Source organism: Gilliamella sp. B3127 (assembly GCF_026536935.1).
Lineage (GTDB): Bacteria > Pseudomonadota > Gammaproteobacteria > Enterobacterales > Orbaceae > Gilliamella > Gilliamella apicola_E.
In genome coordinates this window covers 569830-595804 of record NZ_JAFNNI010000001.1, presented here as the reverse complement: position 1 = coordinate 595804, position 25975 = coordinate 569830, and the positions used below count along the sequence as shown (strand labels likewise).

The window sequence follows — 25975 nt, the reverse complement described above, 5'->3', positions numbered from 1 at the left end:
ATAATTCAATTTTATTTTTGTATCTTTCTTTTATTGGGGTATGGTTTTATTTCAATTGCACGATCAACTGAACCATCATCATTGCAAATTACAAAAACATTTTTGCCCGCTTTTAATGTTTGGCTGATATAGCTCTGTTCCACATTAAGTGCCTTTGAAGCTTCGGTTTGTGTATGTTTTTTGACAAATTCTGATAAGGATATTTGCATGCATGTTTTCTCCATTTTTTAGCAGGTGTAAACATATAATATTACCTAAAGTAATATTATGTCAATATACCGTTAGTATTTTTTGTATATAAGTTTTAGTAATATAATTAAATAAACAAAACTATGTTTATGGTTGAACTAAATGAATAAAAAGAAAAATTTATCGACAGAACAAATGAATGAAAGCAAAGCTTTAAAAAGAATATATCTAGATAAAAAAGATATTCTTGGTATAAATCAACAAGATTTGGCAGATGCAATCACTGCGGGTCAGGCAGCTGTTAGCCATTATATGAATGGTGTGAATGCCTTAAACCTGAAAGTTGCCTCTGCATTTGCTCAGATTTTACAGGTTCCAATTAGTAGTTTTAGCCCTAGGTTAGCTGAAGAAATGAAGTTGATTTCAAGCAAAGATCATGTTTATGAAATAGCTAATAAAAAAGAAACGGATGCCTTTTATACACCAAACGAAATTTTGAATATAATTTCAAAAAAACTAAAATATCCTCTCATAAATTTTGCAATTGCTGGAGAATGGAGAGAAAGTATGGAATCGTATAATACTAACGATGTTAAAGAATGGCCATCAACAACAAAAATGGTTGATAAAAACTCATTTTGGTTGCGAGTGAAAGGGAATTCTATGACTGCGCCGTCTGGCCTAAGTATACCAGAAGGGATGTTAATTTTAGTAGATCCGTCTATTAAACCAAAATCAAATAAACTAGTAATCGCAAAATTAAAAAATGACAGTGAAGCAACATTTAAGCAATACGTTGAAGATGCAGGGAAAAAATTTTTAGTTAGCCTAAATCCCTCGTGGCCAATAATTGAAATTGATGATAGTTGCACAATTATCGGTGTTGTAGTTGAAGCAAAGATCGAATTATAAATCCAATCCACTTTTCAATTAAACCCAGTTTACTGGGTTTTTTATTATCAAAAATAATAATATTTTTAATATTAGTAATTTTTTATTGACTAACAATATTACCTAAAGTAATATTATCTACAGTTATATTTTACGGTGAAGATACGTTTTTAATCATTTGTGAAATAATCGCACGCTCTCGGAGTGCAGACCAGAGCGTTTTTTTAAATTTGTGGAGTATTATTATGAGCCATTTTGCAGTTTTAGTTATAGGAAATAATCCAGACGAACAGTTAGCGCCGTATCATGAATTTGAAAGCACTGGGGTTGATGATCAATATGTTAAAGACATAGATATCACAGCACAGATCAATTCATCTATTGATAAAGGTGATGCAATTGATTTGAATGAAGCCCTATATAATGAAGATTTAGAAGATTTGATTGTTCAAGATGAACGCGAAATTGATAAAACTAACCGACATAAATATGGTTATGCAATAGTCAAAGATGATAAATTGATTAGAGCGGTCAAAAGAACCAACCCCAACTCAAAATGGGATTGGTATATGTTAGGCGGTAGATGGAGAAGCTATTTTTTACTAAAAAATGGAGAGACAGCACCAATAGCCCTAAAGAAAAATATTGATTTTAATACCGTTATCACCGAAGAACGGTCAGAGGCGGACTATAATTATACGTTATTTCAATCATTCCTATCCAGACATAATCTAGAATTCCCTAAAACATGGGCTGCATGTAGAAAAGAATATAAAAATATTAACGACGCTCGCGAGTTCTACCAGAATCAACCAGCCGTTAAACTGATTGAACAAGACAAGATCATTTCTAAACTATATCCAATGTTTAAGTGTCCATTTGATTATTTTGGAAAATCAAAAGAAAGTTTTATTAAACGCAAAATTGAATCATGTTTTGTTACGTATGCAGTAATAAAAGACGGCCAATGGTATTCAGAAGGGGAAATGGGGTGGTTTGGTATTTCTGATGATACTATGTCACAAGATGATTGGAATAGTAAATTTTGGGAATTGGTGAACAGTGCATCAGATGACGAAATGTTTAGTTTATATGATTGCCATATTTAAATAACCGAAATTGTGGGAATAATGCAGTAGACCCACAAAATAGAAATTAATTTACAACACGTGTGGAGTGAAAAATGAAAGATAAAACAGATAAAACATTAAAAGACTTATTGCTGGAAGGTGTAGACCGCTTTAATAACAGTGATAAACCAGCATTAATAATAGATAATGCAATAGAAAAACTATTCAAAGACATAATCGATAGTGAATTTCGCTCGTATGGAGATTTTGGTGAAATACTAAGAAATGCAGTAAAAAAAGCATTACCAGCCAATATTCAAGATATCATTTCCCTTCCTAAATATAATCAATTAATTGTTAATTCTCTTCAACAGCAATGGATGTCATCAGGTGTTGAGCAACATTTTGTAGACACAGCAACAAAAATGCTTAATGACATAATTAATGAATACCCCATACCTGAATATATTTATCTATCTGATTTGCTGGAGGCGTTTGTTGAGGAATACGTCGAGGAGGCAGACGAGGAAAGATGGTACAGTCCAGACATCCGGATTGAGGAAAGCGATTATAACAATGAATACATGCATATCTATTTTGATAAGAGACCTGAAAAGGGTTATTTATCAGAAAGAAGCAAACACTCATTGGACAACTATCTCGCGTGTCGCCGTTTAGACGAAAAAGTAAAAGGTAAATTATATCTAGATGACTGTTATGTTTATAACGTTTATGCAGCAAAAATTGTTGGCAACCGCATAGGGGAATTATTACAACCAACCAATACAAAATATCAAAACTTAATTATTGCCCTTTATTATGGTCAATCAAAACTTGTATTTGACTGTGACGTAGACGACATTGTTTACCCGAACAATTACGATTAATTAAGATATCTTAGTGCAGAAAGATAAAATAAAAAAGTGGAGTATTAAATATGTTTTTCAAAAACCTAATTATTTATCAATTTGATAAAAACAGTAGTATAGAACGTTTAAACAATGACATGCTAAAAAACATGGCGTTCACACCCTGCGGACCAACGGACTCAATAAAAAAAGGTTTTGTTTCACCAATTGGTGATGATGAAGTTTTAAAATTGCAAGTCCAAGGTCACTCGTTGTTAAGAGTACGTACCGAAAGTAAAATTTTACCATCTTCTGTTATCAAGAAAAAAACATCTGAACGAATTGAACAACTCGAACAAAAACTAGGTCGTAGAGCAACTAAGGGGGAAAAACATCGTGTAAAAGATGAAGTTATTATTGACTTATTACCCGTTGCATTTACTAAAGATAAATACACGTATGTTTGGATTAATCATCAAGATCAATTTATAGCAATCGAAACATCTAGTTTCAAAGTTGCTGAAGATATTTTGTCCTTAATTAGAAAAGAATTGGGACGATTATCCTTAACACCTCTTCATACTGAAAAATCAGTATCCCCATTTTTTAAAGAATGGGTTTTAGATGACAATCCTCCAGCTAACTTTTTTGTACTCAATGATGCAATGTTAGCTGATACCTTGGACGGTAATGGGAAAATAAAACTTATCGACGAAAACCTCACTGCAGAAGAAGTCAAAAGTTATCTAAATGGCGGGCGTGAAATTAAATCGCTATCGTTTTCATATAAACAGCAAACAGTTTTTACAGTAAATACTGAGTTAGTTTTTTCCAAAATTAGCTATTCATCTGAAATGCTAGATGAAAATTGTGATATTTCACCGGATGATCAAGCTAAACGAATAGAAGCAGATTTTTATTTAGTTACTAATGAATTAGCTGCATTGATTAAAGATTTTACTAGAGCCGTGCAATAAGAACAGCGTCTGGTATATGCGCTGATAATTAGTGTTAGCAGTGATCCATTCCTTTGTAGTTAGCCCACTAATTTGAAATATACAAGCCAATAAACCGTATCCAGACGGTAGTCACGCCGTTGGCGACAGAGTGGCAATTACATAATACTACAATAGTTAACGACTAAGAGGGGTCTATAATTGGCTAAGTTTATTGAGGTAACAGACCAAGACGGTAAGATGTTAGTTAACATAGAAAGCATTATTTATATTCAAGAAACCGATAGTATTGAAACAGTTATTGAAATATTTAATGACAAAACTCTTTTTGTTCAAGAGCCATACAAAGAAATAAAATCAAAACTGGAGATTGCTAATGCCTATTAACAAATGAGCAGTTAAACACAATCATAAAAGCGGCAAATATGATATGCGATGAATTTAATAATAAGAATTCTAAAAAAGAATAATAATTACAAATAACGAGTGCAGACGTTATTAATTAAATGTGGAGTATTACATGGAACCAAAACTAACAGTTCTAACAGGTGACTGTTTAGAATTATTAAAAAATATAGATGATAATACAATTAATTGTTGTGTTACATCACCGCCCTATTATGGATTGCGTGATTATGGCGTTGATGGACAAATAGGTTTAGAAACAGACCCTCACGAATACATAAATAAACTCGTTGCGGTTTTTGCAGAAGTTAAACGTGTATTACGAGATGATGGCGTTTTATGGATTAACATTGGCGACACTTATGCCGGAAGTGGCAAAGGAATATGGAATAATAAAGAAGCACAGATTGAAAGTTATGTACCCGACCCTAAAGGACCTCAATCAAAAATACCAAAAACATGGGCAGAACATGGCATAAAAGCAAAAGATTTAATAGGCATACCGTGGATGTTGGCTTTTGCTTTACGTGCTCACGGATGGTATTTACGACAAGATATTATTTGGCATAAACCAAATGCAATGCCGTCAAGTGTAAAAGATCGATGCACAACTTCACATGAATATTTATTTTTACTAAGCAAATCAAAAAATTATTATTTTGATCATGAAATCCTGTTAGAACCATCTATCAAATCAAATAAACAACCAGAAAAAGTTAACAGGACGCGGGATAAATGCAGGGTTAAAAATGGTGTTTGTGTAAGAAACAAGCGTTCCGTATGGTCAATAAATACTCGTCCTTATAAAGATGCTCATTTTGCTGTATTCCCACCCGAATTAGTAGAGTCATGTATTTTAAGCGGATGCCCTCCTCAGGGAATTGTACTTGATCCGTTTGGAGGGACAGGGACAACCGGAGGAGTTGCAATAGCTAATAATAGAAACGCAATTCTATGTGAATTGAATCATGAATATGTAAAGCTTGTACATAAGCGTATTGATTCAATAAAGAACGAACGAGAACAGACATTAAATAAAATTAAAGTGGAGTATTAGTATGACTTGGATTACAACCCATTCTGGGTTACATTTTGATTACCAAAACCCTATCGCCAATGCAATCTGTATTGAAGATATCGCAAAAGGCTTATCTCATGAATGTAGATACACTGGTCAACTTGATAGATTTTATTCGGTTGCACAGCATTCTGTTGAATGTAGTTACGTTGTTGCCGATAAATTTAAATTAGAAGCACTTTTACATGATGCCGTTGAGGCTTACTGTAAAGACATCCCATCACCCTTAAAGAAATTATTACCTGATTATCGTCTGATTGAAGATAAGGTTGATCAAGTTATCAGGCAAAAATTTAATTTGCCATTAATTATTTCTCCAGAAGTTAAACACGCTGATCTTGTTTTATTAGCAACTGAGCATCGTGATATAGCCAATGACGGTAAAGAATGGCCAATACTGAAAGGTATACCTTTGCTTGAGAGAAAAATAGAACCACTACCAAGCAATGTTGCGTTTAATCGCTTTATGCGTCGATTTTATGAAATAACTAATAGTAATTTATGACTGCAATTACTAAAGGTTAGAACGTAATTATGAAAAAGAAGCGAAATAAAAAATATAACCCAACATTGAAATATCAGCAGATATCTAGAATTGTGGCCAAAGACTATATGATTTTAGATATTACTGCGGTTGATGTGTTTGTCTATTACAAGGGATCTGAAATTAAACCCAAATCATTTGAAGCTCGTATGTTAAATGAAGTACGTTATAAGTGGCAAATAATGGCTGGTGTTATATGTCGAGATCAGATGAAGAGAGAGTATTTAAAAACAGATACGTTTATAACTGCTAAGGAATACTTTACACATGAATTATCTGATTACCTTGCTGAATTTCAAGTTGATCTGTGGGAAACGGCCAACCCATTACATAGATTAACTCAATTCTGGTTAGCTACACCAAATACAACTGAAATTACGGAACAAGTTGTCATGAAAATGATTAATAGTAAAAACGTTTTTAATAATTTTATGACTGATTATGAATATGAAAAAAGCAAAGTAAAAAGTTAAATAATTTATTTTAAGGATTAATTATGACTGAACAATTAAAACGCTGCCATTTACAAGCGGAGGAGATAAGAAGATATACGCTATTAGGTGGATTGATTGCAGGTGATCCATCATCAGGCAAGTATGTTGAATATGAGGATTACGTACTTGTAGTCAAACACCTACTAACAATAATTAAAAAACAGGAAGCTGAAAAAGAAACGCGATACCAAGAGGGTAAGTCTGAGATTATATCTAAATTAATAAATGACGTTCCAAACCCCGAATACATTGACGAATTTGTTAACCAGTTCACTACATGTAAATTCGATGGTGATTATAAGGACATTAGATGGAACGAAGATAAATTAAACCAATATTTTAACGTTGACCGTGATTTTGAGAGTTTGTCAAAAAAAATTAAAAAATTGCTACTTTTTATTTGTTGTGGCTCCGTTTGCCTTGATACTGGCTCTATAACAAAGAAGGAGTTTTTTGAAACAATTCTATCTAATGAATGGAACAGAGGTTTAAACGTATATTTAGAACAAGAAATCAATGAAATCAAAGCTCAGGGGATTGAAGAAGCCCTAAAAAAAGCTGACGGCAAAATATATATTTACCCGATTGGTACTGATGCACTCAAACAGCTATATCGAGCAGAATTAAAGTGTTACGCTGAAACATTAAGGGCTAAACATGACTAAATATAGCTAACATGGAGAAAATTAGCATGACAATTAATACAGTTATTATTGATATTGAAACACTAGATACAGCACCAACAGCTGTCATATTATCGATCGGCGCATTTGCGTTTGATAGATTTGATTTAAATGAAACTTTAGAAAATATAAAAAATTCAAGCATTCAGGAAAATGAAGGACCTCATCATCTGTATTATGTTTGTAATTTAAATGACCAATTAATTTTATCAAAAAGGACTATTAGTCAATCAACTATTAATTGGTGGAGAGATCAAAGTTGGAGTTCTATAAAACCGCTTTTTTTTGGTAATCGTCAGCCTAAATTATTTGAAACTCTCGCTTTTTTAATTCGGAAAATTAATAAATGGACGGAGATTAATCCTAAAATCATGTTTTATTTTAGAGGTGCCGACTTTGATCCTGTAATTTTAAAAAACGCATTCAGTGAATACGGATTACCCACTCCGTGGGAGTATTATAATGTCAGAGATGTTCGCACTTATATTGATGCTCTGAGTGGAGATGACAGTGGTTATCTCGACGGACATAAACTATCATTTAATTATATAAAACATAACTCATTGCATGATGCTATGAGAGATGCCGAACAAATGTGTGCGGCTGCAGAATAACATTAAACAAACATCGTTAAGTTGCAGATAACGATAGTAAAAGTGGAGTATTAAAAATGAATACAGTATTTTTATTGATGGCTGAATTTAACACGCCGACAATCCCCCTATCACAAATTGCTGAAAAATATTTAGGCATGACAATATCAACAGCAAATAAAAAAGCTAATTGTGGTGAGCTGTCGATTCCATCATTCAGATTGGATCAAGGACAAAAAGCTCCCAGAATTGTACATATACAAGATTTGGCTGACTACATCGATAAACAGAGGGAAATAGCAAAAGATGAGCTTAAAGAGATTAATAGTTAAGTAAAATTTTATATTCTGTTTATTTTAAGCTCGGTTTGCCGAGCTTAATTACTATTTAATATCTAATAAACATAAATTTATGTACCCTAGTTTGTTTTATATTTCGTAAACTAAAGTCTGTAGCTGTAGCGGTCAGATGATTTGACTCTGTTTTGTAGCTATCAAATTCGGCTAAACCATTTAAATCGATAAAGCTAATTTCACCCGATAGCATGATACCTGTTGATGCTGTTAGTGCCTCAATTTCACGTAAAAAACGGATATGACTCTTTATGTAATGCAAACGGTCATCACTTGCATAACATATTTTTTTATCATCTGGAGCGTTGGCAACATCGCTATTTATTGCAATATTATAATACTTGCTAGTTTCAGTTAACGAATTCAAAAACTCGATAAAATTGTTATTATTTAGCCCTTTTTCAGTCATTTTTCATTTTCTCCACATGTGTTGTTTGTTTCAATGGCTACACAGTAACTCTCGTCAAAAATGAAGTCCAACTTTATTTTTACTTTTTATGGTATTTTTATCATATTAGGTATTATTCTAAGTAAGTTATTACTAATTTTAGTTTTTATTGGAATATTTGAATATATATTAGAATTGTTCAGGCACCCAATAGGAACCCAAGATGGACGAAAAGCCTTAAAAATACAGTTAGTTTGTCCTATCGAGCATTGGAGCTATAGAAAATTTATTTAAGGTTGATTTCATTGATATACCGGTGTTTAAAACTGTCTTTGTTGGTTATATTAAAATATTATTATACTTGGAACAACTTCATCTACATTCTTTAAACCTTCATTGTAATACACTTTAGCCTTAATCAGGCATTGAGCAGCTAATTTTAAGATGTGTGAAGTCTTTTTTAATATCATTCCCAGTGGTACTAATTTCCCATTTAATTGTCTTACTCAAATGCTCGTTAGAGCTAGCCTTTTCGTTATTTCAGGGGGGTACCTTAGAATGATGTGATTAATATAAAAGTTAACGATGTACAATTCTTAAACAAATTTACCTCGACATAGGTAAATAACGTGTTATTCTAACTTGCATTTTTTTAAATATAATAATTGGTAGTGATAGGAATGGAAATGTTAACAGATAATACAGATACTATTTTAATTAAATCAACAGAATTGCTAAAAAGCCAATTGAGATTTATTGGAGTTATGCAACAAATCTTTGGCGTAGTAAATATTGTTATAGGTGCAATTAGCTGTTTAGGTATAATTACAGCTATTGTTGGTATTCCAGTAATAATCAACGGAGTTAAACTTTTTCAATCCGGTAGTGCATTTAGTCTAGCAGCAGCCCTCGGTAGAGGAGAAGACTTTACTGAAGCTATCAGAAATTTACATGGGTATTGGAAATATGTATTAATTGGAATTATATGTGCAGTTATTCTTTTCTTTATCTACCTTTTAATCATCTTTTCAATCATTGCTTCTATAGCTAATCACTAATAATTTACACAGTAATAATTTATCGAATTAAATAAATAAAAACCTCGCAGAATGACGAGGTTTTTTTGAAAATTTTATTCCGATCATTACTCTTCAGGGGCTTGTGGCGGACGTGAACTATTCGGTTGATCATCATCAGATTTTATATTAATTGGGTCTGAAATACCCTGTTGGTTCATCTCTTCTAAAGATAAAGAACCTTCTAAAGACGAAGTTTTAATATCAGTAACTATACCCATTTCATTAAAGTAAATAGCATAATTAATTTGGCTTAATTTTCCATGTTGAGGTTGTTGACGGAAAACATAGTACCAAACATTACCACCAAAAGCTGAAGTTAACATTGGCGAGCCCATAATAAATACGACCTGATCTTTGGATTGACCAACTTGTAATAATTCAATCGCTTCTGGAGAGATATAATTACCTTGATTGATATCAGGTCTATAAACTAAACGGTCAACAAGTGAACAACCAGTTATCGATATACTAGTCACAATTGCAAGCGGAATAAGTTTGAAAAACGACATCTAAATTAATCCATTCAAATATATAATGTCGCTTATTATCGCTGATATTTTGACTAAGCGCTAGATAAAATAAAAAAAAACTTTAGGTAATAGGATATAAAATGTTTGCTTATATTGATGATAATTAACAACTGCTAATATTTTACTTTTTATCTCGAATGTTAATGCTCTATAATAAAAAACTATTCTCAACAAATGACAGGTAAAAAATGAAATTAGATACAATTGAGCAAAAAGCAAGTTATGCAATTGGACTTCAAATTGGCCAACAGCTAAAAGAATCTGGCTTACATAATTTAGAGTTAAATGCATTAAAACTTGCTATGGAAGATGTGCTAAGCGGTAATCAACCGGCTTTACCTTTACAAGAATTACATGATGCCCTTCGTCATGTTCATGAAGAAGCAGCTAAAGAAAAAGCTAAACAAGCAGAAAAAATTGCCCAAGCAGGTAAGGACTTTATAGCTGAGAATCTAAAAAAAGATGGCATCAAATCGACTGAATCTGGTTTACAATACGAAATTATTAAACAAGGTGATGGTGCATTCCCTAAAGCAACTGACCGTGTTCGAGTCCATTATACTGGACAGTTAATTGATGGTACAGTATTCGATAGCTCAGTTGAAAGAGGACAGCCAGCTGAATTCCCTGTCAATGGTGTGATTCGCGGTTGGGTTGAAGCATTACAATTAATGCCAGAAGGTTCAAAATGGCGTTTATATATTCCTCAAGAATTAGCCTATGGTTCGCAAGGGGCTGGCGCTTCAATTCCTCCTTATAGTGCATTAATTTTCGATGTAGAATTATTAAAAGTGCTATAAATTTTTATGGGCGCATTCGCGTCCATATTATCAAGTTCAATCGCAAATCAATTGCTTTATTTGATCTCTTAATATTTCGCAATAAAAAATGGATATACCAAGCAAGTATTATCTATAAAATAAGACAACGCTTTTTGACTAAAGTGTAAATTATCAGCAATAGGCAAAAATGCCCCCTTCTAATCAATCCTCTTAAAAATATGGTTAAAAGTGCCGTCTTATGGCATCCGTTATTGTTATTTAGTTTCGACTTAGTCTCATAAAGAATGAAATGTATATCATTTTGTTTAAGTATATAACTTGAAAGTTTTCCGCTATAATAATTTGTTATAAATATCTGATAAAAAAGTTAAGGAAAGTTATATGGCTACAAGTATGATTCGTATCGCTATTGCTGGCGCTGGTGGAAAAATGGGGCGACAGCTTATTCAATCTGTGTCACAAATAGAAGGGGTTACATTAGGTGCAGCATTTGAAAGAGAAGGATCATCATTGATCGGTAGTGATGCTGGTGAACTTGCCGGAATTGGGGCCTGTGGAATTAAAGTGACTGATAATCTACAACAGGCAAAAGACCAATTTGATGTATTAATCGATTTTACTCGTCCTGAAGGCACACTGGCTCATTTAGCTTTTTGTACAGACAATAAAAAAATGATGATTATCGGTACAACAGGATTTGATGAAGCAGGCAAAAAAGCTATTGCAACAGCCGCTAAGCAAATTGCTATTGTGTTTGCTGCAAATTTCAGCGTTGGCGTGAATTTAGTGCTCAAGTTACTTGAAAAAGCGACTAAAATTATGGGTAGTTATACTGATATCGAAATTATAGAAGCACATCATCGTCACAAAGTTGATGCACCTTCTGGCACCGCACTAGCTATGGGCGAAGCAATTGCTGATACTTTAGGCTGCGATTTAAACGACCGCGCAGTTTATTGCCGTGAAGGACATACCGGTGAAAGACCAAAAGGCGCTATTGGATTTGCAACTATTCGTGCTGGTGATATTGTTGGTGAGCATACGGCTATTTTTGCCGATATTGGCGAAAGAGTCGAAATTAGCCATAAAGCCTCAAGCCGAATGACGTTCGCCAATGGTGCAGTCCGTGCTGCATTATGGCTTGCTGAGCAACCTGAAGGACTTTATGATATGCGCGATGTGCTTAATTTAAACAATCTATAATATTGAGTATGTTAGATGAAATTTGGATGCGACGAGCATTAGAATTAGCAAAACACGCAGAATCACTAGGCGAAATTCCTGTTGGAGCGGTTATTGTTGATGAACATAACCAAATCATTGGTGAAGGTTATAACCAATCAATAATTAATCATAATCCAACTGCTCATGCGGAAATTATGGCAATAGAACAAGCCGGTCAGTATAAAAAGAATTACCGATTAGTAAATACAACTTTATATGTCACCCTTGAACCTTGTATTATGTGTGCGGGGGCAATTATTCATAGTCGCATCAAGCGTGTGGTCTATGGAGCAAGTGATTTTAAAACTGGTGCGGCAGGTTCTTACATTGATATTCTTTCCCGAACAGGAATTAATCATTATGCTCAAATCATTGGTGGCGTATTGGCTGATGAGTGTAGTTCAATGTTAAGCGCTTTTTTTCAGAAGCGCCGCCAACAAAAAAAGCAAAATAAACAATCAATCCTCAAAACAATTGAAGATTAATTTAATATTTAAAAGAAAATTCTTTTAATCATATCTTAATTATTTGATAAAAAATTAATTCTTTTTACCTATGAAAATTGTTAAAATCTGTTCTGATTTTTTAAAAGTACACTGAGCATTATTGATGAAAAAGCACACATTAGAAACGATGATATCGGCTGAAGATATCCAAACACGAGTAAGTAAATTAGGGCAACAAATTAGCCAAGATTATGCTCAAAGTCAAAACGAGCTTATATTAGTTGGTTTGTTAAGAGGTTCGTTTATTTTTATGGCTGATTTAAGCCGTGCTATTACTGTCGGGCATGAAGTTGATTTTATGACGGCTTCGAGTTATGGCAATGCGGTGGTAAGTAATAGAGATGTTAAAATATTAAAAGATTTAGATGAAGATATTCGTGATAAAGATGTGTTAATTGTCGAAGATATTATTGATACAGGTAATACGCTTAGCAAAGTGATGGCAATACTTAAGTTGCGTCATCCGCGTAGTATTGAAATTTGTACATTACTAGACAAACCATCTCGGCGTGAAGTAGCAGTACCTGTTAAATATATTGGATTTTCCATCCCTGATGAGTTTGTGGTTGGTTATGGTATCGATTATGCACAACATTACCGCCACTTACCTTATATTGGACATGTGAAATTACTTGAATCTTAAACATTATCGAGGTGTATGTGTTACGATTTTCTCGCTCATTATGCTTACTTTTAATGGTTACGACAGCATCAACTTATGCAGATATGAAGTTATCCATTAAAGGATTGTCTGGAGAGCTTGAAGAAAATGTCGACGCACGCCTTTCTTTAATTACGCCAGATAAGATTAATAATACGCCAAATTTCAAACGTTATTTTGAGAGTGAAACGCAAAAGGCACTACGTGCTTTAGGTTATTATTCCCCTACTTTTGAATATGATGAAACCGATCCTAAAGTATTATCAGTAAAAATAACTCCTGGACAACCTGTTAGAATAAAACAATTAAATATCAATCTGAATGGTGAAGGGAAACAAGATAAAGATTTTCAAGAATTAATGGCGACACAATTACCTAAAATTGGTGATGTGTTGAACCATGGCACTTATGAGAATTTCAAGAAAGGATTACAAAGCATATCGTTAAAAAAAGGGTACTTTGACGCAGATATGCCTACTCATCAATTGGCGATAGCTCAATTTGATCATCAAGCTTTTTGGAATATCGACTTTAATACAGGTAAGCGTTACAAATTTAGTAAAGTCAATTTTTCTAATGCAAAAATCCGTCAGGATTATCTTCAAAATATTGTACCGTTTAAAGAAGGTGATGAATACTCTGCTGAAGATTTATCTTTATTAAATCGCCGTCTTAGTTCAACTAACTGGTTTAATTCTGTTGTGGTTACACCAGATTTTCCTCATCTTACAGCAGATAAAGCATTACCCATTGAAGTTGCAACAACACCTAGAAAAAGAAATGCAATGGACTTAGGTTTGGGCTTTTCAACCGATAATGGTGTGCATGGTAAAATTGGTTGGAATAAACCTTGGATCAATAGCCGAGGACAGAGTTTTCAAAGTAGCTTATCCCTCTCATCGCCTGAACAGATTATTACGATGAGCTATAAAATCCCATTGAAAAAAAATCCGATTGAACAATATTATACTATTCAAGGTGGTTATAAAAAAATCGATAATAACGATACCTATTCTCGATCTTATACATTTGGCGTGCTTCGTAATTGGGATAACTTTGATGGTTGGCAAACAGCATTAGGCTTAAATATGTTGCGGGACAACTTCACCCAAGGTGATGACAGTTACAAAACTAACTTATATTATCCATCAGTTAGTATTTCGCGTGTTCGTAATGATGGTAAGTTATTGCCTATGTGGGGCGATTCTCAACGTTTTTCAATTGAAGGCGGTGCTGATGCGTTAGGATCTGATATCAATTTAGTGCGTTTTCAAACGCAACAAACTTGGATTCGTTCAATAAATCAATCTCATCGATTCATTGCTAGAGGTAATTTCGGCATTATCCAAGCCAGTAACTTTGAACGGGTCCCGCCCTCTTTCAGATTTTTTGCTGGTGGTGACCGAAGCATCCGCGGGTATAGTTACCAATCCATATCACCTAAAGATAAAAAAGGTAAATTAAAAGGCGCGTCAAAACTGATAACCGGTTCTGCTGAATATCAATACAATGTTACTGGTTCTTGGTGGGGAGCGGCATTTATTGACACTGGTGAAGCGATAGATAAAGTCGATAAAGCTAAGTTTTATACAGGTACAGGCTTAGGTGTTCGATGGGCTTCACCGGTAGGCCCAATTAAGTTCGATTTAGCAACACCTCTAAACAAAAAAGATAAAGGCTCAATACATCTATATATTGGTTTGGGAAGCGAATTATAAAATGGCAAAAAATCCAAATAGAGTAAAAAAAGCTGAAAAAATAAAGCGAATCCGAAAGTGGAAAAAACGCAGTATTGTCGTGTTATCCATTTTTGTTTTTCTCATCACCTTTATTATTTTGATGATCTATACCAGTTTAGGTGTAAAACTAACAACTTACGTACTTAATAAGTTTTTACCAGAATTAAAAATTGAACAAATAGATGGCACTTTTCATAATTTACACCTTCAAGGGCTGTCATTAGAACTTCCCGGCATTGATGTTAAAGTAAAAGATGCAAAATTCAAATTGAATGGTTCATGTTTGATTCAAACCAAAATTTGTGTCAAACAGTTTGATGCTGATGGTGTAAGCGTTATTATTGATACTGACAAAATCAATCGTTCACCAGATGAACCTATTCCCGAAAAACGAGAAACAATTAGTACACCACTACCAATTGATCTTAAGCAGACCCATATCACTAATGTCAATGTAAAAGTCAATGATATGCAATTTGGCATGTCAGACTTTACAGGTAAAGCTAGATGGGTGAATGAAAAAATTTATGTTTATCCATCAGTTGCTATGGATTTATCAGCTATCTTTGCCGATACTGATGATAATAAATCAATTACTACTTCAAATGATGATTTACCATTAAATCAAAAAATTAACCAAATATTTAATCAACCTCTAATTACGTCACTACCACAAGTTAATATACCATTAGATTTTGATGTTGCTAGTTTAACCGGTAACAATTGGTTGCTACATATTGGTGGTCAAGATTACCATTTCAACCAGGTTAGTATTAAAACGGATATGATTAATAATCATATTATTGTAAAACAAGTTGAAACTGATGCTATAACACCATATGCCAATGGACATGCTTTTGTATCAGGACAGATTACCTTAGGCGATGATTGGCCTATTTTTGCTTTAGTGAAAGTGGATACTGAAAGTAATCATCTCAATGGAGAGTTTTCAGGAAAATTATTAGGTCAATTGTCCACTTACACCAATATTAACGGATTGAATCAAATTACTATTGATGGGCAAATTAACTTTATTGAGAAATATTTACCATTAATGGCTAAAATCAATGGTAAACATATTCAATGGCCAATTGAAGGTAAGCCACAATATCAGTTTAATAATTTTGATATCGCATTAGATGGAAATACCGAAAAATATAATATGCTAGCCAAAGGCGATATTAAAGGTGAAGGTTTACCTGATACCAGTTTAGACGTTGTTGGTAATGGAACAAATCAATCAGCATCCTTTGCTCATGCTAATATTAAATTACCTCAAGGTAGTATTAATATTACAGGTTATTTAGATTGGCAAAAAGCTTTAAAATGGGATACTAATATAAAATTAGATAAAGTTGATCTTACTAAAGAATTACCTACCTACCCTATTCGTTTAGCCGGACAATTAAAAACCACTGGGGCATTCGATGAGGATTCATGGCAATTAAATATACCGGATATACAGTTAAAAGGTAATATAAAACAAGCAAACTTTTCAGCTAATGGTAATTTGTTTGCCGATTCTAACCACGCTATATCAGCCAATAACCTTGAAATGGTTTGGGGTAAAAACCAAATTAACATCAATGGTTCTACAGATAAGGGAAATTTGAATGCGCAACTTAATTTAAGTGCTTTATCATTACTGGTTAATAATCTTAATGGTGCTGTTGTAGGAAATGTTAAAATGACAGGAAATAGTGCTTCTCCTGTTATTAACACGAACTTAAATATTAACGCATTAAGTTATGAAACTATTTCGATAGCCAAGGCAAACCTAACTGGCAAAGTTCAATATACCAATCAATTTAGTGGTCAATTGAATCTAGTTGGTCAAAATATCGATATTGCAAGTGAAAGTATCAAAAAAGCTAACATAGAACTTTCAGGTAATGAAGCTCATCACACTTTAACCATCAATCTTGATGGTAGCCCTCTTTCCATGACAACTTCTTTAACAGGTGAACTTGATAAAGAACATACTATATGGACTGGAAATATACCACGTAGTTTAATAACATTAGGTGATAAGAGCCGTTGGCAATTAACCAAGCCGATCAGTCTTTCTTATGATATCACTAAAGAAATTCCAACTATTGGCGCTCATTGTTGGCGTGATAATATTTCAAGTATCTGTTTAGATAAATCATTTTCCATTGCGCCAAATAATGAAACATCAATTACATTAAAAGATATTGATCTGGCTAAGTTACCTATTCCAAATGATGGTGAAACTAAAATTGATGGTTTCATAAATGGAAAGGCAAATATTAAATTTGATGACTCAAGCAAAATTCCAAGTATCAAAGCAAATATAACTAGTAATAAAGTTTATGTTAAACAAATGATCACTAATCAAGCTTTGCCGATTCCATTTGATTTATTCAATATCAATGCAGAATTTAATGAGCAACAAGCTAAGCTAGATTGGCGTTTTAGTTTAAATAAATTAGGAAAGATCACTGGTGATTTATTAATTAAAGATCCTACCGCCAAAAAAGAGTTAAGTGGCCAATTGAATATTGACAATTTGGCATTAGCGATTGTAAATCCGTTATTAAGTAAAGATGAATATGCCAAAGGCGCTATCAATGGTAATATCAAATTCTCTGGCTCATTAATGGACCCAATCTTAAATGGTGGCATCATTTTAAGACATAGTGATATTAAGACTTATCAATTACCAATTGATGTAAAATCCGCTATGGTTGATATTAAATTTAATGGTAAATCATCAACATTAAAAGGTGTATTAGTTACTAAATCTGGAAATATCAATATTAATGGCCAAGCTAGTTGGAATAACTTTGAAAAATGGCAAGCTAATATAACTGTAAATGGTGCCGCTATGGAGGTTACTGTACCGCCAATGATTGTTATGTCTGTCATTCCAGACATTAAGATCGAGGCAACGCAAGATGAACTAACGGTACTTGGTAAAGTTTCAATTCCAAAAGGTAAAATTACGGTTGATTCACTTCCGCCTTCAAGTATTGATGTTTCTCCTGATGAAGTAATGTTGGATAGGAACTATAAACAAATTCAACCACAAAACTTTGGTATGAAAATTAATAGTCATATCGAAATCAATATTGGTGATAACGTCACGGTCGATGCATTTGGATTAAAAGCATCATTAAAAGGGAAATTGATCGCAACACAGACTAATAAAGGGTTAGATTTACATGGTGAAATTCTTATTCCTAATGGTCGATTCCATGCCTATGGACAAGATTTAATTATCCACAAAGGAGTTGTCACTTTTTCAGGACCAACCGATCAAGCTATCTTAGATATAGAAGCAATAAGAAATCCTGACTCAATGGATAATAGCAATATTACAGCAGGAATCCGAGTTAAAGGATCTACAGAAGATCCTAAGATCGAAATATTTTCTGATCCAGCTATGTCACAACAAGAAGCACTTTCTTATTTAATTCGAGGCCAAGGTCTTGATAGCTCCGATCAGAGTGACAACGATATGATGACGGCATTTTTAGTCGGTGTTGGGACAGCAAAAACAGGTAAATTCATCGGTGATATAGGTAATGCTTTTGGAATTAAAAATCTAACTTTAGATACTCAAGGAGCAGGTAATAATTCAAAAGTGGTAGTAAGTGGCTATATTTTACCTAATCTACAATTAAAATATGGTGTAGGTATTTTTGACTCATTAGCAACGTTTACCTTACGATATAGACTTTTACCAAATTTATACGTGGAAGCTGCTTCTGGTCTAGCACAAACTTTAGATCTTATTTATCAATTTGAATTTAATTAATTTCAAACATCTAATTTAGTTTGCCAAAATTTGCAAACTAAATTAAGATTTACTACCAATAAGCATTTCTCGCTTAACCCCAAATCCCTTATGTTTTTTGACATTAAAACCTGCATTGATTAAATTACGTCGAACAAATCCTGCCGCAGTAAAAGTAGCAAAAGAACCTCCTTCATTCGTTAAGTCATAGCACTTTTTAAAAAGCGATTCCGACCACATTTCAGGATTCTTTGCAGGTGAAAAACCATCAAAAAACCAAACATCAATCAAACAATTTTGTTGTTTTAAAAACTTTGGATAGTGAGTGATATCGTCATAGCAAATAACTAAATGAGTATCATCTAAAACAATACTTTGAGACTCGTTTAAAGAATCTCTTAATTGTTTGGCTAGTAAACTCAAAGAATCATTACTGTTGATTATTTTACTATGAACTTTTGACATTTCTTTTTCAGATAAAGGATATTTTTCAACACTAAAAAAATCCAATCTTTTAAGAGGACTATTAGGTTTATTCTCTCTAAATTGTTTGAATATCTGCCAAGCAATTAAAAAACTTAGACCTGTACCAAAACCTGTTTCTGCTATAGTGAAGATTTCGCGCTGATGTTGCAAAAAACGCTCATATAAACTATTTCCTTCAATGAACACATAACGTGTTTCATCGATTGCGCCGTTGGTATTAAAATAGATATCATCAAAATAACGAGAAATTGGGGTTTGATTTTCATCCCAAATGATTGTTGATTCGTGCATAAACATCCTTCAAAGCGATATTTAACAAACTGTATATTCTTATAGATTACGTATATAATACGCCAAGTTAACTTATGAGGTAAATTATGGTTTTTCTTTTTCGCTTAATCATCGTGTTATTTATTGGTATTTTAACTTGTGTACTAGGCGTTATTTTTTGCTTATTCAATCCTCGCAACCCCAAAAATGTGGCTCGATTTGCCCATCTTTTCAGCTTTTTCTTTAAACCAATATTAGGAGTAAAAGTCGATACTCGTAAATACCCCGAAATTGAAAATTTAGGTAGCTGTGTATTTATTGCTAATCATCAAAATAATTATGATATGGTTGTCGCTGCTGATATTGTACAACCTAAAACAGTTACGGTAGGCAAAAAAAGTCTTGCTTTGATTCCATTCTTTGGTCAACTTTATTACCTTACAGGAAATATTTTGATTGACCGTAACAATAAATCAAAAGCTCGTGATACGATTAATTTGGTCGTTAAAGAAATAAAAAAACGTGGTATATCAATTTGGATGTTTCCTGAAGGAACCCGTAGTAAAGGGCGAGGTTTGTTACCCTTTAAAACAGGCGCATTTAAAGCAGCTATTGCAGCTGGAGTTCCTATTGTGCCAATTTGTGTATCGGATACGAATAACATTAAGCTAAATCGCCTCAATAATGGTCATATGATTGTCGAAATGCTCTCGCCTATTGAGACAAAAAATTTACGTAAAGAAGATGCAAGAACTTTGATGGAACAATGTTATCAACAAATGTCAGAAAAAATTGCTCAAATTAATTTAGAAGTAACTAAATTAAATAATAAATATGACTGTTAACGATCGTAATTTTGATGATATTAGCCATAAATTTGCTAAAAATATTTATGGTACAACTAAAGGCAAAATCCGAGAAGCTATTGTTTGGCAAGAACTTGAAAACATATTAGCCAAATATCCTAAACCTATCAACATCCTTGACGCTGGTGGTGGTCAAGGACAAATAGCGTGTAGACTTGCCAAATTAGGACATAATATAACTGTTTGTGATATTTCCAAACAAATGCTGGATTTAGCTAGCCATCAAGCGCAGCAAGAAAATTTAACCTTAAACTTTATTCATTGTTCAATTCAAAATCTTGATAAGTTTATCGATCAACCTTTTGATCTTGTGATTTGCCATGCTGTATTAGAGTGGGTAGCTGATCCTGTACAGATAATCCAATCTTTAAAAAGACATCTAAAAAAAGAGGGGTATTTATCTTTAATGTTTTATAACTATCATGGACTATTATTTAAAACGGTGACATTAGGTAACTTTGGATATACTCAATCAGGACTTGCTAAACGCAAAAAGAAAACCTTATCGCCTGATTATCCTCGTGATCCAAATCAAGTGTATCAATGGCTAATTGAACAAAGTTTTGAGATTACGAATAAAACAGGAATCCGAGTCTTTCATGACTATTTAACTAATAAGTCAAAAGCAGAAACTCATTTTGATCAGTTATTAGAAATTGAAAAACAATACTGCCAAAGCGAACCTTATATTAACTTAGCTAGATATATTTTAGTTACTGCAAAATTATTAAATTGAAATTTATAGAAGATATTAAGGATAGCATATTCCTTTACGCTATCCTTTTTTATTTTAAAAGAAAATTGCATTAACAACTAATAATGTAACCGTTCCTGCAGCCCAAAGAACTGTAGTTGTCATACTCCAAACTTTAATTTGTTCTTTAACTTCTGTAACCCCTAATGAACGATTAACCACCCAAAAGTATGCATCATTGAAGTGAGAGAACATAAATGATCCAATAGAGCACCCTAACCCTGCCATAATTGGATTTACACCTAGTGTCCCAATCATTGGGGCAGTGATACTTGCTGCTGTAATCATTGCAACCACACCTGATCCTTGTATTAATCGAATCAAAGTCGAGATTGTCAACGGTAACAAAATACCTGGGACTCCAATTTGAACAATATACTCTGCGATTATTTGCCCTGTCCCTGAATCACGCAACACCATTCCTAATGCGCCACCGCCACCAATGACAAGCAATATAATACCTGCTGATCGAATTGAATTTTCCATTTGATGTACAACATCTTTTCTTGGGAATGAATTGGTTAAGGCCATTATTGCGATTAATAACCCAATTCCAACAGCAACAATTGGGTGCCCGATAGTTTTTAACATAATAGCAATAGAGTTATCCCATTTCATTTCATTAACTAATGTCGCAGTTAATATCAGAATAATTGGAGTAACTATTGGTGCAAAAGATGCTAATGCGCTTGGTAATTGTTGGTCATCTTGTATATTTTGTGATGTAACAGTCAAGCGTTCCCGTGTGAAGTTTTCACCATCTTCAGTTGGAATTTGATAAATGCTACGACCCACATGACGAGTATAAATAAATCCAGCAATAGTAATAGGTATAGCTACAACCATTGCCCATAGCATATATTCACCTAGTCCAATACCAAACTGAGAAACAACACCAAATGGCCCAACTGCTGGCGGGATCATACTATGACTAATAACTAATCCCATTGCTAATGTTGAACCAAGTCCCACAACAGACTTACCTGTACTACGAGAAATTGCCTTTACAAGAGGTAATAGGACAATAAATGCTGAATCACAAAAAACAGCTAAACTAACTAATAATCCTATAATAACTAGGGCTAATTCTTCTCTTCCTTTCCCTAATAAATTAATAAAAACTTGAGCCATTTTTTGTGCAGCACCACTCATCTGCAAAACAGACCCCATCATAACACCAAAACCAATTACAATTCCGATGTTACCAAGTGTGTTACCAAAGCCTTTACTAATTGTTGCTATCATAAACTCACCAGGCATTCCCCCTAATGATCCAGTAATTACAGCAGATATAATTAATGCAGGAAATGCTTGAATTCTTGTTTTTAAAATCATAAAAAGTAATAAAGTTATTGCAACAAGCAAACCAGCTACCATTCGCCAGCTACTTTTTTCAATACTATGTAAACTTCCTAAATAAAAAACAATTAATCCTACAACCACTAGAATAATGCCATTTAATAAGACATAAGGATAAAGTGATTTTTTATTATTTTCTTTTTTAGACATATGCAAACCCTCCTTCGACAATGATAATCACTATCGAAAAATAAATAGTTATAAGTATAAATACTTACTAACGTTTGAAATTTGGTGCGTAAAGCGCAGCTAAACGAATTGCTTCAATCAAACTAACTGGATTGGCTATTCCTTTACCGGCAATGTCATTTGCTGTGCCATGATCAACTGAAGTACGGAGAATAGGCATACCATTGGTAATTGAAATAGTACGATGAAAATCAACCATTTTCGTTGCAATATGACCTTGATCATGGTACGGAGATAACACTGCATCATATCCCCCACCCATGGCAAAATGGAAAACACTATCTGCCGGTTTCGGACCATTAATATCAATCCCTTGTTGTTTAGCCAACTCAATACCAGGTAATAGGACATCATCATCTTCATGACCAAAAAGACCATGCTCACCACAGTGAGGATTTATTCCTGCAACGGTCATTTTAGGTTTATCAATACCTAATTTGATTAATGCTTCATTACAACGGATAGCATAATCACATACTCTTTCTGGTGTTAATGATTCGATGGCTTTGATAAGAGCCAAATGGCGTGTTAGGAAAAAGACTCGTAAATCTCTAACTTGAAACATGGTTAAAGGATCTTTACTGCCAGTAAGGTCTGCTAATATCTCGGTATGACCGATATAATTAACATTTCCTGCTTTTAACGACTCTTTATTGATTGGTGTAGTTGCTATAGCATCAAGTTTCTTTTGCATAGCAAGCTCGGTTATAACTTTAATATAATTAAATGCAGCTTGCCCACATTGGCCTTCAATTTGGCCAATTTTGAAAGTGTCATAATTTAATTGGCCACATTGAATAAGATTCAAAACATTAGGTTCATCTTGTATTTGTGAAAGATCAGTTATTTGATTGATATGTAAATTTACTTTGGAGAATTTACAGGCATCTTCTAATACTTTTTTATCACCAGCTACCACTACACATCCATATTTATACGTTTCTGGTGCAGCGATACTTTTAACAACAATTTCAGGACCGATTCCTGCTGGATCGCCCATAGGCACGCCAATTAAGCTACGATGGTTCATGTCTTACTCCTTTAACTTTTTTCAGAATTTATTAAACTCTGTTTTTATTTATTAACTAAATTAACTCAGGGTTATTAATGTTTTAAACTTTCATGTGATGAAATTTTTGTACTCAGATAATCGATACAATGAACTAAAGTATTATCATTACCAACAAAACCACCTTTAGTTACAATCGAATAACCATCGCATTGTCCTCCAACCAAATGCCCGTAAACCGTTAATGGCTCTACTTCATCTTTTAGCAAGAACCCACTACTGCCTAAGCGATTAACAACATTTACGGTTACATCACCTCCACTGGTATAAATGCCACGTATGATAGATTCAGGATGGAGTAATACCTGTGCAGTAATTTCAGCAATGGCTTGATTTAACGTGTTGCTAATTTCGCTCTTATTCATATTATGTTTAGTAGCGAGTTTATTTAAATCACAGACATGCTCAGGCATTTCAACTGTATCAATACCAATAACATCAAATTGTTCGACTTTTTCTAACAATTTATCGACGATAGGTTTAGCTTTCTTAGTGTCTTTTGCAATCTCAATTAATTCATCGACTAAAACTGTTTCTAACCAAACTTTCCGGTCATATCTCAATTTTTTAATTTGTCTTTGAGTGAGATCTGAAACACTTCCTATTGCAACAAAGACTTTGTTTGCCATTTTTTTTTCAGACGAATAACGAAGATCTGCAAATTGCGCAGTAAATGGTCCAGGATCTACACAAAAAACAGGCAAATTAATATTATTAGCTGCTTGAGCGATAACGCTTATATCCGTATCTGTTGTTGCGTCAAATATGACAATTCGTCCTCCCTGTTGATATATTTGTTTTAACCGTTGCTCAATTCTATCTTTGCCTTCTAAAACATCCTTTAGTGCAATATGAGAAACTGGATAACGGGATTGGCATCGAAATAATTCAATAATTGAAGACTCAGTCATCGGATTTTTAGGATCGTTACGCATCGCTGTATTTTGTAATGGAACGCCATTAACTAATAAAGAACCACCTACACAGATACGATCACTCGATGGGTAAACTGGAACAACTAAAGCCATTAAATTAGGATCATTATCAATAACGGCATCAACTTCTGCTCCTAGATTTCCTCGTAATGTTGAATCAATTCGTTTACTAATTAAAGGTTGATATTTACTAAATTGATTTATGCAATCAACAACACGCGAATATGCCTCTTTATAAGGTATTGAACGAGAATCTGTTGCAAACGAAATAACATCAAATTTGCTAAGATCTTCATTAAATTTTTCCAAACAAGTGATCGCGTTAAACCCTTTTTTGCTTAATAAAGCACATGTGGCATTAGCACCTGTTAAATCATCAGCTACAACGGCTACTTTCATATTTTTGCTTCCTCTCAAAAATTAAGTTCAGTTAATGAACTTTTTATACATCTACCATTAGGTAGTTTGTTACACGACTTCAAACATATATTTAATATCCTGTTTTAATAATTGCTTTTCAAAATTACTCGGAAATTGCTTTTCAGTTATAAGGTAATTAAAGCGACTCAAATCGCAGATTTTAAATCGACATCTAAGTCCAAATTTACTGCTGTCAACAAGCAAAACAGATTGAATAGATCGGGTTAAGGCCATCCATTTACAGTCAGCTTTAATTTGAGATGTCGTTAATGCGCCATCTTCAAGATTAAAACCATCAGCGCCAATAAATGCCAAATCGATAACCTGTTCAGATAGATACTTCATTGATTGTGAGTTATAAATGGCTGCACTAGACGCTTGTATTTCACCAGGACAAATAATGGTATTCACTTCTGGATGAGAAGATAATTCAAGAGCAACGTGTAAATCTGGAGTAATAACTGTAATAGGAACATTGATGTTCAATGCAAATTCTCGCATTGTTGTGCCTGCATCAATAAAGATCACCATTCCTGGTTGCAATAATCCTGTTGCAATTTTACCTACCTTCTTTTTTCCTTCTGAAAATCGATTTTGCTTGATGTTATATAGAGGGGTACCATTTAAAAAACTTCTCTTTATTTCACCACCATAAGATACTTTTATTAGGCCTTTTTCTTGCAAAAGCTTTAAATCACGCCTAATACTCATATGCGAAACGGAAAAAAGCTTAGATAATGAATTGATATTGGCAACATCATATTCATCTAAGTACTCTAAAATTCTTTTGTATCTCGGTAATTCTTGTTTCATAGTTAATTTCTCAATTAATTTGAGGGCATTGTAGTAATAAA

General features: G+C 33.5%; 28 protein-coding genes. 20 read left to right on the top strand and 8 right to left on the bottom strand.

What is annotated here, in order from left to right; genetic code table 11:
• Positions 1-11: 11 nt before the first annotated feature.
• A complete protein-coding gene (locus tag J3U00_RS02660; RefSeq protein ID WP_267331424.1) occupies positions 12-209 on the bottom strand; it encodes a Cro/CI family transcriptional regulator in 198 nt (65 codons plus the stop codon).
• A gap of 142 nt (positions 210-351) precedes the next feature.
• On the opposite strand from J3U00_RS02660, the gene J3U00_RS02655 reads away from it, so the two are divergent.
• The 11 genes from J3U00_RS02655 (at position 352) to J3U00_RS02605 (ending at position 8083) form a co-directional block, all read left to right on the top strand.
• Positions 352-1101, top strand: a complete 750-nt coding sequence (locus J3U00_RS02655) for a LexA family transcriptional regulator (protein WP_267331423.1) — start codon at positions 352-354, stop codon at positions 1099-1101.
• A gap of 224 nt (positions 1102-1325) precedes the next feature.
• On the top strand, positions 1326-2189 hold the full coding sequence (locus J3U00_RS02650) for a hypothetical protein (protein ID WP_267331422.1): 864 nt from the start codon (positions 1326-1328) through the stop codon (positions 2187-2189).
• 74 nt (positions 2190-2263) lie between these two features.
• On the top strand, positions 2264-3037 hold the full coding sequence (locus tag J3U00_RS02645) for a hypothetical protein (RefSeq protein ID WP_267331421.1): 774 nt from the start codon (positions 2264-2266) through the stop codon (positions 3035-3037).
• Positions 3038-3087: 50 nt separating this feature from the next.
• Complete coding sequence (gene rdgC / locus J3U00_RS02640; protein ID WP_267331420.1) at positions 3088-3975, top strand: recombination-associated protein RdgC; 888 nt, start codon at positions 3088-3090, stop codon at positions 3973-3975.
• A gap of 180 nt (positions 3976-4155) precedes the next feature.
• Positions 4156-4341 carry a flagellar FlbD family protein gene (locus J3U00_RS02635; RefSeq protein ID WP_267331419.1) on the top strand — a complete coding sequence of 62 codons (186 nt, stop codon included), beginning with the start codon at positions 4156-4158 and terminating at the stop codon, positions 4339-4341.
• Between the two features lie 133 nt (positions 4342-4474).
• Positions 4475-5416: a DNA-methyltransferase gene (locus J3U00_RS02630; RefSeq protein ID WP_267331418.1), complete on the top strand. Its 942-nt coding sequence runs from the start codon at positions 4475-4477 to the stop codon at positions 5414-5416.
• Position 5417: 1 nt separating this feature from the next.
• Complete coding sequence (locus J3U00_RS02625) at positions 5418-5942, top strand: hypothetical protein (RefSeq protein WP_267331417.1); 525 nt, start codon at positions 5418-5420, stop codon at positions 5940-5942.
• A 29-nt stretch (positions 5943-5971) separates the two neighbouring features.
• Positions 5972-6454: a hypothetical protein gene (locus J3U00_RS02620; RefSeq protein WP_267331416.1), complete on the top strand. Its 483-nt coding sequence runs from the start codon at positions 5972-5974 to the stop codon at positions 6452-6454.
• A 23-nt stretch (positions 6455-6477) separates the two neighbouring features.
• Positions 6478-7140 carry a hypothetical protein gene (locus J3U00_RS02615; protein WP_267331415.1) on the top strand — a complete coding sequence of 221 codons (663 nt, stop codon included), beginning with the start codon at positions 6478-6480 and terminating at the stop codon, positions 7138-7140.
• A gap of 26 nt (positions 7141-7166) precedes the next feature.
• Positions 7167-7772 carry a 3'-5' exonuclease gene (locus J3U00_RS02610; protein ID WP_267331414.1) on the top strand — a complete coding sequence of 202 codons (606 nt, stop codon included), beginning with the start codon at positions 7167-7169 and terminating at the stop codon, positions 7770-7772.
• A gap of 56 nt (positions 7773-7828) precedes the next feature.
• Entirely contained in the window at positions 7829-8083 is a 255-nt protein-coding gene (locus J3U00_RS02605) for a pyocin activator PrtN family protein (protein ID WP_267331413.1), read from the top strand.
• A 55-nt stretch (positions 8084-8138) separates the two neighbouring features.
• Here the strand turns inward: J3U00_RS02605 and J3U00_RS02600 are convergent, their stop codons facing one another.
• Entirely contained in the window at positions 8139-8513 is a 375-nt protein-coding gene (locus J3U00_RS02600; protein ID WP_267331412.1) for a hypothetical protein, read from the bottom strand.
• Positions 8514-9178: 665 nt separating this feature from the next.
• Here J3U00_RS02600 and J3U00_RS02595 point away from each other — a divergent pair.
• Positions 9179-9550, top strand: coding sequence for a DUF5362 family protein (locus J3U00_RS02595; RefSeq protein ID WP_267331411.1), 372 nt, complete (start codon positions 9179-9181; stop codon positions 9548-9550).
• 86 nt (positions 9551-9636) lie between these two features.
• On the opposite strand, the gene bamE is transcribed toward J3U00_RS02595, so the two are convergent.
• Positions 9637-10080 carry an outer membrane protein assembly factor BamE gene (gene bamE, locus J3U00_RS02590; RefSeq protein WP_065563231.1) on the bottom strand — a complete coding sequence of 148 codons (444 nt, stop codon included), beginning with the start codon at positions 10078-10080 and terminating at the stop codon, positions 9637-9639.
• Between the two features lie 209 nt (positions 10081-10289).
• Between bamE and J3U00_RS02585 the strand changes: the two genes are divergently transcribed.
• From J3U00_RS02585 to J3U00_RS02560, 6 genes are all read left to right on the top strand, one after another.
• Entirely contained in the window at positions 10290-10901 is a 612-nt protein-coding gene (locus tag J3U00_RS02585) for an FKBP-type peptidyl-prolyl cis-trans isomerase (protein ID WP_267331410.1), read from the top strand.
• Between the two features lie 363 nt (positions 10902-11264).
• Complete coding sequence (gene dapB, locus J3U00_RS02580) at positions 11265-12086, top strand: 4-hydroxy-tetrahydrodipicolinate reductase (protein ID WP_267331409.1); 822 nt, start codon at positions 11265-11267, stop codon at positions 12084-12086.
• Positions 12087-12094: 8 nt separating this feature from the next.
• A complete protein-coding gene (gene tadA / locus J3U00_RS02575; protein ID WP_065563228.1) occupies positions 12095-12592 on the top strand; it encodes a tRNA adenosine(34) deaminase TadA in 498 nt (165 codons plus the stop codon).
• Between the two features lie 124 nt (positions 12593-12716).
• Positions 12717-13256, top strand: coding sequence for a hypoxanthine phosphoribosyltransferase (hpt, locus tag J3U00_RS02570; protein ID WP_065563227.1), 540 nt, complete (start codon positions 12717-12719; stop codon positions 13254-13256).
• 17 nt (positions 13257-13273) lie between these two features.
• Complete coding sequence (locus tag J3U00_RS02565; RefSeq protein WP_324169886.1) at positions 13274-14992, top strand: autotransporter assembly complex family protein; 1719 nt, start codon at positions 13274-13276, stop codon at positions 14990-14992.
• Between the two features lies 1 nt (position 14993).
• The gene (locus J3U00_RS02560; RefSeq protein ID WP_267331408.1) at positions 14994-18794 is read left to right on the top strand and encodes a translocation/assembly module TamB domain-containing protein; all 3801 of its coding nucleotides are present in this window, start codon (positions 14994-14996) and stop codon (positions 18792-18794) included.
• Between the two features lie 42 nt (positions 18795-18836).
• Here J3U00_RS02560 and mnmD read toward each other — a convergent pair whose 3' ends face one another.
• Complete coding sequence (gene mnmD / locus J3U00_RS02555; RefSeq protein ID WP_220224826.1) at positions 18837-19550, bottom strand: tRNA (5-methylaminomethyl-2-thiouridine)(34)-methyltransferase MnmD; 714 nt, start codon at positions 19548-19550, stop codon at positions 18837-18839.
• Positions 19551-19636: 86 nt separating this feature from the next.
• Between mnmD and J3U00_RS02550 the strand changes: the two genes are divergently transcribed.
• The gene (locus J3U00_RS02550; protein WP_065734458.1) at positions 19637-20374 is read left to right on the top strand and encodes a 1-acylglycerol-3-phosphate O-acyltransferase; all 738 of its coding nucleotides are present in this window, start codon (positions 19637-19639) and stop codon (positions 20372-20374) included.
• Positions 20364-21131: a tRNA uridine 5-oxyacetic acid(34) methyltransferase CmoM gene (gene cmoM, locus J3U00_RS02545; protein WP_267330236.1), complete on the top strand. Its 768-nt coding sequence runs from the start codon at positions 20364-20366 to the stop codon at positions 21129-21131. Before J3U00_RS02550 ends, cmoM begins: the two co-directional genes overlap by 11 nt.
• Positions 21132-21185: 54 nt before the next feature.
• Here cmoM and J3U00_RS02540 read toward each other — a convergent pair whose 3' ends face one another.
• The 4 genes from J3U00_RS02540 to J3U00_RS02525 all read right to left on the bottom strand — a co-directional run bounded on the left by J3U00_RS02540 (position 21186) and on the right by J3U00_RS02525 (position 25934).
• Positions 21186-22526 carry a GntP family permease gene (locus J3U00_RS02540; protein ID WP_065563268.1) on the bottom strand — a complete coding sequence of 447 codons (1341 nt, stop codon included), beginning with the start codon at positions 22524-22526 and terminating at the stop codon, positions 21186-21188.
• A 199-nt stretch (positions 22527-22725) separates the two neighbouring features.
• Positions 22726-23727 carry a 4-hydroxythreonine-4-phosphate dehydrogenase PdxA gene (gene pdxA, locus J3U00_RS02535; RefSeq protein ID WP_065563222.1) on the bottom strand — a complete coding sequence of 334 codons (1002 nt, stop codon included), beginning with the start codon at positions 23725-23727 and terminating at the stop codon, positions 22726-22728.
• 74 nt (positions 23728-23801) lie between these two features.
• Positions 23802-25100: a four-carbon acid sugar kinase family protein gene (locus J3U00_RS02530; protein WP_267330234.1), complete on the bottom strand. Its 1299-nt coding sequence runs from the start codon at positions 25098-25100 to the stop codon at positions 23802-23804.
• Positions 25101-25169: 69 nt separating this feature from the next.
• Positions 25170-25934, bottom strand: a complete 765-nt coding sequence (locus J3U00_RS02525) for a DeoR/GlpR family DNA-binding transcription regulator (protein ID WP_267331407.1) — start codon at positions 25932-25934, stop codon at positions 25170-25172.
• Positions 25935-25975: the final 41 nt, after the last annotated feature.

What these genes read in the sequence shown, in the direction of transcription:
- J3U00_RS02660 (WP_267331424.1), bottom strand. Translation starts at nt 209, where the DNA reads ATGCAAATATCCTTATCAGAATTTGTCAAAAAACATACACAAACCGAA.
- J3U00_RS02655 (WP_267331423.1), top strand. Translation starts at nt 352, where the DNA reads ATGAATAAAAAGAAAAATTTATCGACAGAACAAATGAATGAAAGCAAA.
- J3U00_RS02650 (WP_267331422.1), top strand. Translation starts at nt 1,326, where the DNA reads ATGAGCCATTTTGCAGTTTTAGTTATAGGAAATAATCCAGACGAACAG.
- J3U00_RS02645 (WP_267331421.1), top strand. Translation starts at nt 2,264, where the DNA reads ATGAAAGATAAAACAGATAAAACATTAAAAGACTTATTGCTGGAAGGT.
- rdgC (WP_267331420.1), top strand. Translation starts at nt 3,088, where the DNA reads ATGTTTTTCAAAAACCTAATTATTTATCAATTTGATAAAAACAGTAGT.
- J3U00_RS02630 (WP_267331418.1), top strand. Translation starts at nt 4,475, where the DNA reads ATGGAACCAAAACTAACAGTTCTAACAGGTGACTGTTTAGAATTATTA.
- J3U00_RS02625 (WP_267331417.1), top strand. Translation starts at nt 5,418, where the DNA reads ATGACTTGGATTACAACCCATTCTGGGTTACATTTTGATTACCAAAAC.
- J3U00_RS02620 (WP_267331416.1), top strand. Translation starts at nt 5,972, where the DNA reads ATGAAAAAGAAGCGAAATAAAAAATATAACCCAACATTGAAATATCAG.
- J3U00_RS02615 (WP_267331415.1), top strand. Translation starts at nt 6,478, where the DNA reads ATGACTGAACAATTAAAACGCTGCCATTTACAAGCGGAGGAGATAAGA.
- J3U00_RS02610 (WP_267331414.1), top strand. Translation starts at nt 7,167, where the DNA reads ATGACAATTAATACAGTTATTATTGATATTGAAACACTAGATACAGCA.
- J3U00_RS02605 (WP_267331413.1), top strand. Translation starts at nt 7,829, where the DNA reads ATGAATACAGTATTTTTATTGATGGCTGAATTTAACACGCCGACAATC.
- J3U00_RS02600 (WP_267331412.1), bottom strand. Translation starts at nt 8,513, where the DNA reads ATGACTGAAAAAGGGCTAAATAATAACAATTTTATCGAGTTTTTGAAT.
- J3U00_RS02595 (WP_267331411.1), top strand. Translation starts at nt 9,179, where the DNA reads ATGTTAACAGATAATACAGATACTATTTTAATTAAATCAACAGAATTG.
- bamE (WP_065563231.1), bottom strand. Translation starts at nt 10,080, where the DNA reads ATGTCGTTTTTCAAACTTATTCCGCTTGCAATTGTGACTAGTATATCG.
- J3U00_RS02585 (WP_267331410.1), top strand. Translation starts at nt 10,290, where the DNA reads ATGAAATTAGATACAATTGAGCAAAAAGCAAGTTATGCAATTGGACTT.
- dapB (WP_267331409.1), top strand. Translation starts at nt 11,265, where the DNA reads ATGGCTACAAGTATGATTCGTATCGCTATTGCTGGCGCTGGTGGAAAA.
- tadA (WP_065563228.1), top strand. Translation starts at nt 12,095, where the DNA reads ATGTTAGATGAAATTTGGATGCGACGAGCATTAGAATTAGCAAAACAC.
- hpt (WP_065563227.1), top strand. Translation starts at nt 12,717, where the DNA reads ATGAAAAAGCACACATTAGAAACGATGATATCGGCTGAAGATATCCAA.
- J3U00_RS02560 (WP_267331408.1), top strand. Translation starts at nt 14,994, where the DNA reads ATGGCAAAAAATCCAAATAGAGTAAAAAAAGCTGAAAAAATAAAGCGA.
- mnmD (WP_220224826.1), bottom strand. Translation starts at nt 19,550, where the DNA reads ATGCACGAATCAACAATCATTTGGGATGAAAATCAAACCCCAATTTCT.
- J3U00_RS02550 (WP_065734458.1), top strand. Translation starts at nt 19,637, where the DNA reads ATGGTTTTTCTTTTTCGCTTAATCATCGTGTTATTTATTGGTATTTTA.
- cmoM (WP_267330236.1), top strand. Translation starts at nt 20,364, where the DNA reads ATGACTGTTAACGATCGTAATTTTGATGATATTAGCCATAAATTTGCT.
- J3U00_RS02540 (WP_065563268.1), bottom strand. Translation starts at nt 22,526, where the DNA reads ATGGTAGCTGGTTTGCTTGTTGCAATAACTTTATTACTTTTTATGATT.
- pdxA (WP_065563222.1), bottom strand. Translation starts at nt 23,727, where the DNA reads ATGAACCATCGTAGCTTAATTGGCGTGCCTATGGGCGATCCAGCAGGA.
- J3U00_RS02530 (WP_267330234.1), bottom strand. Translation starts at nt 25,100, where the DNA reads ATGAAAGTAGCCGTTGTAGCTGATGATTTAACAGGTGCTAATGCCACA.
- J3U00_RS02525 (WP_267331407.1), bottom strand. Translation starts at nt 25,934, where the DNA reads ATGAAACAAGAATTACCGAGATACAAAAGAATTTTAGAGTACTTAGAT.